Origin of the sequence: Cupriavidus sp. YR651, from assembly GCF_900101625.1 — a bacterium.
Lineage (GTDB): Bacteria > Pseudomonadota > Gammaproteobacteria > Burkholderiales > Burkholderiaceae > Cupriavidus.
Map to the genome: position 1 here is coordinate 280,533 of NZ_FMYZ01000002.1, position 12,463 is coordinate 292,995.

Annotated in this window: 10 protein-coding genes; 4 read left to right on the plus strand and 6 right to left on the minus strand. The window is 66.6% G+C overall.

The window, feature by feature from the left end:
* Positions 1–6: 6 nt before the first annotated feature.
* The 4 genes from BLR29_RS07425 to BLR29_RS07440 are packed head-to-tail and all read right to left on the minus strand — an operon-like array spanning position 7 to position 4,021.
* The gene (locus BLR29_RS07425) at positions 7–1,224 is read right to left on the minus strand and encodes an ABC transporter permease (RefSeq protein WP_255371131.1); all 1,218 of its coding nucleotides are present in this window, start codon (positions 1,222–1,224) and stop codon (positions 7–9) included.
* The gene (locus BLR29_RS07430) at positions 1,221–2,258 is read right to left on the minus strand and encodes an ABC transporter ATP-binding protein (RefSeq protein ID WP_092135857.1); all 1,038 of its coding nucleotides are present in this window, start codon (positions 2,256–2,258) and stop codon (positions 1,221–1,223) included. The genes BLR29_RS07425 and BLR29_RS07430 overlap by 4 nt, the downstream gene beginning before the upstream one ends.
* Positions 2,255–3,238, minus strand: coding sequence for an HlyD family secretion protein (locus tag BLR29_RS07435; RefSeq protein WP_092135859.1), 984 nt, complete (start codon positions 3,236–3,238; stop codon positions 2,255–2,257). The genes BLR29_RS07430 and BLR29_RS07435 overlap by 4 nt, the downstream gene beginning before the upstream one ends.
* An 18-nt stretch (positions 3,239–3,256) precedes the next feature.
* On the minus strand, positions 3,257–4,021 hold the full coding sequence (locus BLR29_RS07440) for a TetR/AcrR family transcriptional regulator (RefSeq protein WP_092135860.1): 765 nt from the start codon (positions 4,019–4,021) through the stop codon (positions 3,257–3,259).
* A gap of 279 nt (positions 4,022–4,300) precedes the next feature.
* Between BLR29_RS07440 and BLR29_RS07445 the strand changes: the two genes are divergently transcribed.
* Positions 4,301–5,647 (plus strand): carbohydrate porin, encoded by a 1,347-nt coding sequence (locus tag BLR29_RS07445; RefSeq protein WP_369804577.1) that lies wholly within the window; start codon positions 4,301–4,303, stop codon positions 5,645–5,647.
* Positions 5,648–5,698: 51 nt separating this feature from the next.
* Here BLR29_RS07445 and queF read toward each other — a convergent pair whose 3' ends face one another.
* Complete coding sequence (gene queF / locus BLR29_RS07450; RefSeq protein WP_092135862.1) at positions 5,699–6,532, minus strand: NADPH-dependent 7-cyano-7-deazaguanine reductase QueF; 834 nt, start codon at positions 6,530–6,532, stop codon at positions 5,699–5,701.
* 9 nt (positions 6,533–6,541) lie between these two features.
* Positions 6,542–8,077 (minus strand): threonine ammonia-lyase, biosynthetic, encoded by a 1,536-nt coding sequence (gene ilvA / locus BLR29_RS07455; protein ID WP_092136653.1) that lies wholly within the window; start codon positions 8,075–8,077, stop codon positions 6,542–6,544.
* 260 nt (positions 8,078–8,337) lie between these two features.
* On the opposite strand from ilvA, the gene otsB reads away from it, so the two are divergent.
* Genes otsB through BLR29_RS07470 form a run of 3 tightly spaced genes read left to right on the plus strand, consistent with a single transcriptional unit; the run spans position 8,338 to position 12,461 of the window.
* Positions 8,338–9,150 carry a trehalose-phosphatase gene (otsB, locus tag BLR29_RS07460; RefSeq protein WP_092135863.1) on the plus strand — a complete coding sequence of 271 codons (813 nt, stop codon included), beginning with the start codon at positions 8,338–8,340 and terminating at the stop codon, positions 9,148–9,150.
* Between the two features lie 13 nt (positions 9,151–9,163).
* Positions 9,164–11,035, plus strand: coding sequence for a glycoside hydrolase family 15 protein (locus BLR29_RS07465; RefSeq protein ID WP_092135865.1), 1,872 nt, complete (start codon positions 9,164–9,166; stop codon positions 11,033–11,035).
* Positions 11,036–11,066: 31 nt separating this feature from the next.
* Positions 11,067–12,461 carry an alpha,alpha-trehalose-phosphate synthase (UDP-forming) gene (locus BLR29_RS07470; RefSeq protein ID WP_092135866.1) on the plus strand — a complete coding sequence of 465 codons (1,395 nt, stop codon included), beginning with the start codon at positions 11,067–11,069 and terminating at the stop codon, positions 12,459–12,461.
* Positions 12,462–12,463: the final 2 nt, after the last annotated feature.

The following is a 12,463-nucleotide window of genomic DNA, read 5'->3' on the forward strand; positions in this document are numbered from 1 at the left end:
TCTCCTTCAGTCCAGCGTGCGCTTGTAGAAGCGCACGGCGATGGTCATGACGATCGCGGTGAACAGCGCCACCGGCCACACGTTGGGCCACAGCTCGGTCCAGCCGCTGCCCTTGAGCAGGATGCTGCGGATCATCCGGTTGAAGTAGGTCATCGGCAGCACGTTGCCGATCCATTGCGCCCAGGTGGGCATGCCGGCGAACGGAAACATGAATCCGGACAGCAGGATGTTGGGCAGGAAATAGAAGAACGTGAGCTGCACGGCCTGCAACTGATTCTTGGCCAGCGACGACAGCGTGATGCCCACCGTCAGGTTGGCGGCGATAAACAGCAGCGCGGCCAGGTACACGGCCACCACGGAGCCGAGGAACGGCACCGCGAACACATAGCGCGACGCCAGCAGGATGATGGTGGACTGGATCAGCCCGATGAAGATGTACGGGACGATCTTGCCGGAGATCACCTCGACCGGCTGCACCGGCGTGGCCAGCAGGTTTTCCATGGTGCCGCGCTCGCGCTCGCGGGTCATGGCGAGGCCGGTCATCATCACCATCGTCATGGTCAGGATCACGCCCATCAGGCCCGGCACGATGTTGTACTGCGTGATGCCCTCGGGGTTGTACAGGTGCTGCACGTTGACGTCGAACGCGGACTTGCCGCCAGCCAGCGGCGCCAGCGCGCCCTTGAGGTCGATGCGCGCGACGCTGGCCGGCAACTGGGTCAGCGCGGCGATGGCGGGACCCGTGGCGGACGGGTCGGTCGCATCGGCTTCCACGAGAATCGATGGCCGCTCGCCACGCAGCAGGCGCCGCGAGAAATCCGTGGGGATGCTGACGACGAACTGCACATCGCCGCGCATCAGCGCGTCGCGGCCCGTGGCCTCGTCGGGCATCGTGCGGACGACCTTGAAGTACGTGGTGTTCTCCAGCGCGGTGATGAACGTACGGGAGAAGTCGCTGTGCTCGGCGACGATCACGGCAGTGGGCATGTGACGCGGATCGCTGTTGATGGCAAAGCCGAACAGCAGCAGCTGCATGATCGGCAGGCCGACGATCATCCCGAAGGTGACGCGATCGCGCCGCAGCTGCAGGAATTCCTTCAGCACGATGCTCCACCAGCGCTGCACCGAGAACACGGTGCGGGTCCGCGCCGGACGGGCCGGTTCCGGCGAGCCGGGCGGGCTTGCCGGGCCGCTCGGGGGAGGGGGGATGGCGGATGCCGTCATGGCGCCTCCTTGCGATCGGGCGCGGGAGGCGTAGCCTTCTTGCGCGCCGCCGGCGGTGCGGCCATGTTGTCCTGCGCGCCGCCCATCATGTGGATGAACACGTCTTCCAGGCTGGTCTCGGTCTGCAGGATCCGTTGATGCGGCCGGGCATATTGCTTCAGGGTCTGCTCGAGCAGGTCCGCATCCTTGCCGGTGACGTGCAGCGCGGTGCCGAACGCCACGGTCTGGTCGACGCCGGGCTTGCCCTGCAACTGCGCGGACAGCTCGGCCAGCTCATCCCCTTCCACGCTCCACGTCGCGAGGTTCTGGCTCGCCACGACTTCCGCCGATGTGCCTTGCGCAAGCAGCTTGCCGTAGGCGATATACGCCAGCTTGTGGCAGCGCTCCGCTTCATCCATGTAGTGCGTGCTGACCAGCACGGAGATGCCGCGCGCGGCCAGCTGGTGCAACTGCTCCCAGAAATCGCGGCGCGCCTTGGGGTCCACGCCGGCCGTGGGTTCGTCGAGCAGCAGCAGACGCGGGTTGTGCAGCAGGCAGGCCGCCAGCGCCAGCCGTTGCTTCCAGCCGCCCGAGAGCGATCCGGCCAGCTGCGCGGCACGCGATTGCAGGCCCAGGTCTTCCAGCGCGCGGTCCACCGCCTCGCGGCGGTTGGGCATGTCGTAGACGCGGGCGACGAAGTCCAGGTTCTCGCGGATCGACAGGTCTTCCCAGTACGAGAAGCGTTGCGTCATGTAGCCGACGTTGCGCTTGATCTCGGCGGCCTGCTTCAGGATGTCGTAGCCCAGGCAGGTGCCGGAGCCGGAGTCCGGCGTCAGCAGGCCGCACATCATGCGGATCGACGTGGTCTTGCCGCTGCCGTTAGGGCCGAGAAAACCGAAGATCTCGCCACGGGCCACCTGCATGGTCAAGTTGTTGACCACGTGCTTGTCGCCAAAGCGCTTGTTCAGGTCATGCACGTCGATCGCGAGCTCGCCATTCCGTCCGTTCCGGCCGTCGTGGTGATTCGTCTGCGGTGAGGAAGCCGGCGTGTTCATGACTGCGTGACCTCCACGGGCTGGCCCGGACGCAGCTTGGGCGCGTCATCGGTGGCGGGCCGGGCCTCGATCAGGAACACGAGCTTGCGGCGCGTCTCGTTGCTGTAGATGACGGGCGGCGTGAACTCGGCCTCGTTCGACACATAGGTGATTTTCGCCGGCACGGGCGCGGCACAGCCATCGCAATGGATCCGCACGGCCTGTCCGTTCTTCAGCGATCCGACCACCGCTTCGGGCACGTAGAAGCGGACCTTCACATTGCCCGGCGGCAACATCCGCACGACGGCGCTGCCCGCCGGCACCCACTCGCCCGGGCGGAACGGCACGTCGTAGACCAGACCCGCCGCGGTGGCATTGACGAACTTGCGCGACAGTTTCCATTCGGCCTGCGCGAGCGCGGCGCGGGCGGACTCCACCTGCGCGGCCTGCGCGGCAAGCTGGTCCTTGCGGCCCGGCAGGCGGGCCACATCGATATCGCGTTGCAGTTCGCGCACGCGCGCCGCGTCGGCGTCGGCGGTGGCGCGGCTTTCATCGAGCTGCGCCTTCGAAATGCCGCCGATCTCGAACTGCGCCTCGTCGCGCTTGCGCTGCGCCGCGCTGCGGACCGCCTGCGCCTGGGCCTGCGCCAACTGGGCCTGGTTGACCGCCACCTCGACGGGCCGCTTGCCCGTCTGGATGTCGGCCAGTTGCGCTTCGGCCACGCGGACCTGCTCGGCAGCCTGCTGGCGGGCGGCGCGCTCGTCGTCGGATTCGAGGATGAACAGCGGCGCGCCGTTGGCAACCTGCTGGCCGCGATCGACGGCGAGTTTCTCCAGGCGGCCCGCGAACGGCGAGGCCACGGCGACGAATTCGCCTTCGACATAGCCTTGCCAGCTAGCGGGCTTGTCGTTGCTGCAGGCGGCCAGCATTGCGCAGGCGGCGAGCACAGCCAGCGCGGGCAGGGGCCGGGCGGATGCGGGGAGGAGGGGGGACGTAAACATACGGGCTCCGTGGCGGCTTTATCGCAAGGCGGATGGGGAGGCGGGAGTCGATGCAGGAGGCGCGGCGGGCGGGGCGCCGGTCAGCCCGTGGGCGAGCAACGCGGTGACGTGGCGCACGAGCGTTTCCGTATCGATGGCAGCGGCGCCGGGTAGCTGTCGCCAGATATGGGTGGTCGCCAGCGGCAGCAGGGTCAGGCCGATCAGGGACACCATGATGAGCGCTGGCTCCAGGCCAGGATTGAGCTTGCCGTGGGCCTGGGCCGCGGCGAACGGGCCGAGGATGAGCGTGGCGCGCTGCAGGGCCACGCGTTGCAGCATGCGTTCGCGCAACTGGCCGTCGGTGCCGACGATCTCCCGGATCCACAGGCCGGGAAACCACGGGGTCGCGGATGCAACGCGGATCAGTCGGGCGGCCAATCCCTGAATCAGCGTCGTGATATCGGGCGCCCCGCTCGCGGCGGTGCTGAACACCTGCTCGATCAGGGGCTGCAGGCGTTCGTCGAATACCGCGTCGAGCAGTTGATCGCGGTCGCGAAAGTAGTAGTGGACCAGCGCGGGGGTGACGCCGGCTTCCGTGGCAATGGCCTTGACGGGTGTCGCGGCCACGCCGTGCTGCGCAAACAGGGTCACGGCGGCTTCAATCAGCCGGTCGCGCTGGCCGGCATCGGTCGCGCGGGAGGTGGGCCGGCCGGGGCGGCGCTGAGGTGGCGCGGCATCGGTGGGCTGGTCGGGAGGCGCGGCGGGTGGAACCGACGGGGTGGGCGGGGCGGACTTGGCGGACATGGATGTTTTCCTTCACTGTCCTGGAATATTAATTTGTGAGTTAATTAATTCAAGGCTCGTTACAATGTCGGATCGCCAGCACTGCTGCGCCGCAACAATGCGCGGTAGACATGTCATGGCGCCGCGGCTATCCTCGCGCCAGTCCAACGGATGTCCGCATGTGGCGCATCCGCTTTTCTCTCGTTTCCCATGTCGCGTTTTCGTCCCCTGGCCGCCTTGATGCGGCTGCGCCCCGGTTTTGCCCTCTGTCTCGCCAGCGTGCTGCTGACGGGTGGATTGATGCCGCCGGTGTTTGCGCAGGAGACGCCGGCGGCCGACAACCAGGCCGGAGCCACAACCGACATCGGCGCCGATTCGAAGGCCGATTCGAAGGCCGATGGCGACGTGGAAAGCCCGTTCGCGATCCACGGGCAGGCGACCTATATCTGGCAGCGCAAGCCGTCGTTCGGCGCCGCCTATTCGGGCGAAAACAGCCTGACTGCGGCGCGCGCCAAGAGCTATTCCTTCACGGCCACGCTCGATCTCGGCCTGCGGCTCTGGCAGGGCGCGGAGTTTCACTTCAACCCGGAAGTCGCGCAGGGGGTGCCGTTCTCGAACCTGCACGGCCTGGGCGGGCTCTCCAACGGCGAGCTGGCCAAGACGGCCAGCACCAGCCCCAAGTTCTATCGCGCGCGGGCGTTTATCCGGCAGACGTGGGGCCTGGGCGGCGGCGAGGAAAAGCTCGAATCGGACTTCAACCAGTTCGCGCGGACGGTCGACAAGCAGCGCGTGGTGCTGACCGCCGGCAATTTCGGCGTGCTCGACGTGTTCGACCAGAACCCCTATGGATCGGACCCCCGTACGCAGTTCATGAACTGGTCGTTCCTCACGCACGGCTCGTTTGACTACGCGGCGGATTCGCGCGGCTACAACTGGGGCGCCGCGATCGAGTACATCGGCGATGGCTGGTCGGCGCGCTACGGCCACTTCCTGCAGCCGCTTGAGTCGAACGGCCGCGAGCTCGACACGCGCATGTTCGAACACTACGGCGACATCATCGAGCTGGAGAAGCGCTATGCGCTGGCCGGGCGGCCGGGGCAGGCGCGGCTGCTGCTGTGGCGGAACAAGGCGAAGATGGGATCGTTCAACGATGCCATTGCCTTCGGGCAGGCCAACGGCGTGACGCCGGATGTGGGGGATGTGCGCCGCGAACACACCAAGCTTGGTGTGGGCGTCGCCGTGCTGCAGGAAGTTTCCGATTCGTTCGGGGTGTTCTTCCGCGCGAATATGTCCGACGACAAGACGGAGACGTACGCCTTCACGGAAATCGGCCGGCAGGTGTCAGGCGGCGGCACGCTGCGGGGAACGTCGTGGGGCCGCCCCAACGATGAAGTGGGTCTGGCCGTCGCGGTCAACATGCTGGGGTCATCGCACCGCAACTACCTGGCCGCAGGAGGCCTGGGCGCATTCCTTGGCGACGGCGCGCTGCGCTACGGGCCCGAACAGGTGTTCGAGATCTACTACAGCCTGGCGGTGTGGAAGACGCTGAGTCTGAGCCCGGACTTCCAGTACATCCGCAACCCCGGCTACAACCGCGACCGCGGACCGGCGAAGTTCATCGGTATTCGCGCGCACGCCGAGTTCTGACGCAAAAAAAAGCCGGCCCAATCGGGCCGGTTTTTTTTGCATGACTGGCAACTATTGCCGCGCGTTGCGCCGGTTATCCGGCCACGGCGTATTGAAGTTGGTGCGGAACGGGTTGATGTCGAGTCCGCCGCGCCGCGTATAGCGTGCGTAGACCGCCAGCTTCACCGGCTTGCACATGCGCATGACGTCCGTGAAGATCCGCTCCACGCACTGCTCGTGGAACTCGTTGTGGTTGCGGAACGAAATCAGATATTTCAGCAGCCCTTCCTGGTCGATCGGCGCACCCACGTAGCGGATCTGCACGCTGCCCCAGTCCGGCTGGCCCGTCACCAGGCAATTGGACTTCAGCAGGTGCGAGACCAGCGATTCCTCCACCGGCGATTCGTCCTGGTCCGCTGACAGCAGGGACGGGTCCGGCTCGTAGATGTCGGTTTCGATATCGAGCCGATCCAGCAACAAGCCTTCCAGTTCGCCCATCTTCTGCGTGCCGAGATCTGCCTCGGTCACCAGCCGCACCTGCACGGTGCCGCCGGTCGCTTCCGAGAGATCGTGGTGCAGCAACTGCTGGAGCGCCTCCGCCGAAGCCACCTTGCTCTGGTTGAACGAATTCAGGTACAGCTTGAACGACTTGGATTCGACGATGTTCGGCGTATCGGCCGGAATGATGAACGTGGCCAGCGCCACCTGCGGCTTGCCCTTCAGGTTCAGCCAGGAGACCTCATAGGCGTTCCAGATGTCCACGCCGAAGAACGGCAGCGCGCGACCTTCGGCCAGGCCGATCTCGGTACGCTTGGGCTGCCGCGGGATCGGGAACAGCAGCGCGGGGTCGTACTCGGTCTTGTAGGCCGAGGGCTTGCCCAGCGGGGAGTGTTCGGGGAGCGTCATGGTCGGGAATCAGGAAAGGAACAGCTTGTAGACGGGGTTGTCAGTCTCGTCCCAGTGTACGTAACCCAGCGTGGAAAGGAAGGCGCGGAACGCGCGCTTCTCGTTCTTCGGAACCTGGATGCCCACCAGGATGTTGGAGGTGTCCGCGCCCTGGTTGCGGTAGTGGAACAGGCTGATGTTCCAGTTCGGGCTCATGCTCGACAGGAAGCGCATCAGCGCGCCCGGCCGCTCCGGGAATTCGAAGCGATACAGCAATTCGTCATGGGCCAGCGGCGAGTGCCCGCCGACCATGTAGCGGATGTGTTGCTTGGCCAGTTCGTCGTTGGACAGGTCCAGCGTATCGAATCCGTGGCGGCGGAAGTTGGCGGCGATCTTGTCGCTCTCCGCGCGGCTGGCGATCTGCACGCCCACGAAGATATGCGCCACGCCCTTGTCGGCGATCCGGTAGTTGAACTCGGTCACGCTGCGCGTGCCCACCTGCTCGCAGAAACGCTTGAAGCTGCCGCGTTCCTCCGGGATCGTGACGGCGAAGACGGCCTCGCGGGCCTCGCCCACCTCGGCGCGCTCGGCGACGAAGCGCAGGCGGTCGAAGTTCATGTTGGCGCCGCACGCAATCGCCACGAGGTGCTGGTTCTTCAGCTTTTCGCGTTCGGCGTAGGCCTTCAGGCCGGCCACCGCCAGCGCGCCCGCCGGCTCCAGGATGCTGCGCGTGTCCTGGAACACATCCTTCACGCCCGCGCAGATCGCGTCGGTGTCGACAAGGATGATCTCGTCGACCAGTTCCCGCGTGATGCGGAAGGTCTCCTTGCCGACCAGCTTCACGGCGGTGCCGTCCGAGAACAGGCCCACGTCCTTCAGTTCCACGCGCTTGCCGGCTTCCACCGAGCGCTTCATCGCGTCGGAATCGAAAGTCTGCACGCCAATCACCTTGATGTCCGGCCGCACCGCCTTGATGTACGACGCGATGCCGGAGATCAGGCCGCCGCCGCCGATGGCCACGAAGATCGCATGGATCGGGCCCGGGTGCTGCCGCAGGATCTCCATCGCGATCGTGCCCTGGCCGGCGATGACCTCGGGATCGTCGAACGGGTGGATGAACGTGAGCTTGTGCTTCTTCTCGAGCTCCGCCGCGTGGTTGTACGCATCGCTGTACGAATCGCCGTGCAGCACGATCTGGACCCAGTCGCCGCCCCGTTCGCGTACGGCGTCGATCTTCACCTGCGGCGTGGTGGTCGGCATGGCGATGATCGCCTTGCACTGCAGGCGTGCGGCGGACAGCGCCACGCCCTGCGCATGGTTGCCGGCCGATGCGGCGATCACGCCGCGTCGGAGTTCCTCGGGCGACAGCGACGCCATCTTGTTGTACGCGCCGCGCAGCTTGAACGAGAACACCGGCTGGGTGTCCTCGCGCTTGAACCAGACCGCGTTGCCGGTGCGCGCGGAAAGCGCGTGCGCATAGGTCAGTTCGGTTTCCTGCGCCACGTCGTACACCTTGGCGGTCAGGATCTTCTTGAGGTAGTCGGGCTTGGCTGGCGTGCGGGTCATGGTGGGCAGGGGCATCACGCGCGCGCGCATGGCAACGCGGGTGGCAAAAAAAGCCGGAAAAATCGGCGGAAACCGCCAATGATAATGGATGGCGCCCATCCGCGACGCGTTGCGGGGGCGTCCCCCGTGCGTTGGCGATGGCACGCGATACGCTCCGCGACGTGGCGCAAGAGCCACTGGCGACTGCGGAAATCGCGGGCGGCGCTGTAGGACAGCGCCCGGTGGACGCTGGTCAAAGTCACGTGCTACGGTGTACCGCGATGCCCTCGCTACCTCTCATCGAACCCAATACCGCGCTGTTTCTGGACTTCGACGGCACGCTGGCCGACCTCGCGCCGCGCCCCGACCTGGTGCAGGTGGAGCCGGAACTGGTTGGCACGCTGCGTGCCCTGCATACCTGCCTGAACGGCGCGCTTGCCATCATCTCGGGCCGGCCCGTGGTCGAGCTCGACTACTTCCTGCAACCCCTGCGACTCCCCGCTGCCGGCGTGCACGGTGCCGAATTCCGTCATGGCGGCGAGCGGATCATCACGCCGCCGGCGCCGGGCATCGGCCCCTTGCTGCCGCATCTGGAGGCCCTGGTGCAACGGCATCCGGGGCTCCAGCTCGAGCGCAAATCCGTGGCCGTGGCCATTCACTACCGCCAGGTTCCGGAACTGGAGCCGCTCGTGCGCGCCGCCGTGGCCGACGTGCTGCGCGATGCCGTAGGCCTGGAAGGATTGCCCGGCAAGATGGTTGTCGAGATCAAGCCCGCCGGCGTGGACAAGGGCGATGCGATTGCATCGTTCATGCGCTCGCCGACGTTTGCCGGCCGCATGCCGCTGTTCGCCGGTGACGACGTCACCGACGAAGCCGGCTTTGCGGTCGTGCGCGAACTGGGCGGCGTCGGCGTGCTGGTCGGGCAGCGCGCCAGCGCCGCGACGGTCAGCGTGACCGGCCCCGCCGCGCTGCGCTGCTGGCTGCACCGCTCCGCGCACGCGCTGACGCATCGCATGGCGAACCGGGACGCCGATCCCTCCGCCGCCGATGCCGAGGCGCGGCTCCACGCGCAGAACCCATCACATCGACGCTAAGGGAGAATTCGCTGTGACCAACCCTGCCAGCCCGGCCACGCACGGGTCCATCGCGCCGGAGACGCCGGCGGTCAATACCGATTCCGATTGTTCCAGCCGCTACGCCGAGCCTTCGCTGTCGCTCGGCATGATCGGCAATTGCGGGTTCTCGGCGCTCGTCGACGGCCGCGGCCGCATCGTCTGGTGCTGCATGCCGCGCTTCGACGCCGACCCGGTGTTCAACAAGCTGCTGGACCCGACCGAAAACGGCGGCCACTTCTCGATCGAGATCGAGGATTTCCACGAAGCCACGCAGTGGTACGAGCCGAACACGGCCATCCTGCGCACGCACCTGATCGACAAGCACGGCAGCTGCCTCGAGATCACCGACTTCTGTCCGCGCTTCTTCCGGCTTGGGCGCTATTTCCGCCCGCTGACGCTGGTGCGCCGCATTCGCCCGGTCCGTGGCGCGCCGCGCGTGCGCGTGACCGTGGCGCCGCGCTTCAACTGGGGCCGCATCAAGCCGGAGATGACGCGCGGAAGCAGCCACGTGCGCTACATCGGCGATGGCCTGACGCTGCGCATGACCACCGACGCGCCGCTGGCGTACGTGCTGTCGAACACGCCGTTCCTGGTGACGCGCGGCTACAACTTCATCCTCGGCCCGGACGAGACGCTGGCGCACGGCGTGGAAGAAATCGCCCGCGATTTCGAGCAGGAAACCACGTCGTACTGGCGGCTCTGGAGCCGGCGCCTGGCGGTGCCGCGCGAATGGCAGGAAGCGGTGATCCGCGCCGCCATCACCCTCAAGCTGTCGCTGTACGAGGAGACGGGGGCCATCGTCGCGGCGATGACTACGAGCATCCCCGAGGCACCCGGCAGCGGCCGCAACTGGGACTACCGCTATTGCTGGCTGCGTGACGCGTTCTTCGTCGTGCGCGCGCTGAACAGCTTGTCCGAGGTCGGCACGATGGAGGACTACCTGCGCTGGCTGTCCAACGTGGTCATGCAGTCGCAGGACGGGCACATCCAGCCGCTCTATGGCATTGGCCTGGAGCGCGAGCTACCGGAAAGCGTGCTCGACCACCTGTGCGGCTATCGCGGCATGGGCCCGGTGCGCGTTGGCAACCAGGCGCAGGAACACTTCCAGCACGATGTCTACGGCAACGTGGTGCTCGGCGCCGCGCAGGCCTTCCACGACCACCGGCTGCTGCATCGCGGCGGGCCCGCCGAGTATCGCCGGCTCGAGGACGTGGGCGAACAGGCCGTGCGCGTATTCGGCACGCCGGACGCCGGCATGTGGGAGTTGCGCACGCGGGCGCGGGTGCATACGTCCTCCGCGCTGATGAGCTGGGCGGCGTGCGACCGGCTGGCCAAGATCGGTGAAAAGCTCGGGCAGCCTGCGCGCGCCGCGTACTGGCACGACCACGCGGACCGCATGAAGAAGCGCATCCTGGAAGAGTCATGGTCCGAGTCGCGGCAGGCGTTTGCGGAGAGCTTCGGCGGCAAGGAGCTCGACGCCAGCGTGCTGTTGATGGCCGAGGTCAATATCATCGATCCGAAGGACCCGCGCTTCATCGCCACGGTCAAGGCGCTGGAGGAATCGCTCTGCGACGGGCCTTACATGCGCCGCTACGAGGCACCGGATGACTTCGGCAAGCCGGAGACGGCATTCAACATCTGCACGTTCTGGCGCATCGACGCGCTGGCGCGCATTGGCCGTCGCGATGAGGCGCGCGAGATCTTCGAGGCCATGCTGGCCGCGCGCAATCCATTGGGGCTGCTCTCGGAAGACACCCACCCGGTCACCGGAGAGATGTGGGGCAATTTTCCCCAGACCTATTCGATGGTCGGCCTGATCAACGGTGCCATGCGCTTGTCCGCGCCGTGGGAATCCGTGATCTGAAGAAGGGATTGGCAACGACAAAAAGCGATCTATGGGAAGACTTGTAGCGGTATCCAACCGGGTCGCCGATCCACGCAACCACGCGGCGGGCGGCCTGGCCGTGGCGCTGGCCGGGGCGCTCAGCAAGACCGGCGGCCTGTGGTTCGGCTGGAGCGGCCGGGCCGTGGAACCCAGCCACGGCGGCACGCCAGGCGAGGGCGAACTGCACCTGTCGCAGGCCGGCAACGTGACGCTGGCCACGGTGGACCTGAGCCGCGAGGACTATGAAACCTACTACCTGGGCTACAGCAACGGCGTGCTCTGGCCGGTGTTCCACTACCGGCTGGACCTGGCTAACTTCGACGTGGGCAGCAACCTGACCGCCTACCGGCGCGTGAACCAGTTGTTCGCGCGCAAGCTGGCGCCGCTGCTGAAGCCCGATGACGTGATCTGGATCCACGACTACCACCTGATCCCGCTGGCGGCCGACCTTCGCGCGATCGGTTGCGGCCAGCGGATCGGCTTCTTCCTCCATATCCCGCTGCCGCCGCCACTGATCCTGGCCGCGATCCCGCAGCACGAGTGGCTGATGCGCGCGTTGTTCGCATATGACCTGCTGGGCTTCCAGAGCCAGGCCGATCTCGATCACTTCTCGCGCTACGTGCAGGGCGAAGCCGGCGCCGAGCCGATGGGCGAATACCGCTTCCGCGCGTTTCACCGCACCGTGCGCGCGCAGGCGTTCCCGATCGGCATCGACGTGGACGAATTCGCCGAACTCGGGCGCGGCGAGGAGGCGCAGGAAACCTACGAGATGATGCTTGCCCAGTACGCACGGCGGAGGCTGCTGCTCGGCATCGACCGGCTCGACTATTCGAAGGGGCTGCCGCAGCGGCTCAAGGCGTTCCACACGCTGCTGACGGAGTATCCGGAGAATCGCTCCAGCGCCACGCTGGTCCAGATTGCCGCACCATCGCGGGAGTCCGTGGATGCCTATGCGGACCTGCGGCGCGAAATGGAAGGCATCACGGGCGCGATCAACGGGGAATTTGGCGAGCTGGACTGGATGCCGGTGCGCTACATCCACCGCTCCACGTCACGGCGGCGGCTGCCGGGGTTGTGCCGTGCCAGCAGCGTGGCGCTGGTGACGCCGCTGCGCGACGGGATGAACCTGGTGGCGAAGGAATACATCGCCGCGCAGGACCCGGACGATCCGGGCGTGCTGGTGCTGTCGCGCTTCGCGGGCGCGGCGGAACAACTGAAGGAAGCCCTGCTGGTCAATCCCTACGACACGCGCGCCACCGCGCAGGCGATCCAGCAGGCGTTGCACATGCCGCTGGCGGAACGCCGTGCGCGGCACCAGAAGTTGCTCGAAGGCATCCGTCATCAGGATGTGCACTGGTGGAGCAGCGAGTACCTGCGCACCCTGATGGAAGCGGAAGGGGGATAAGG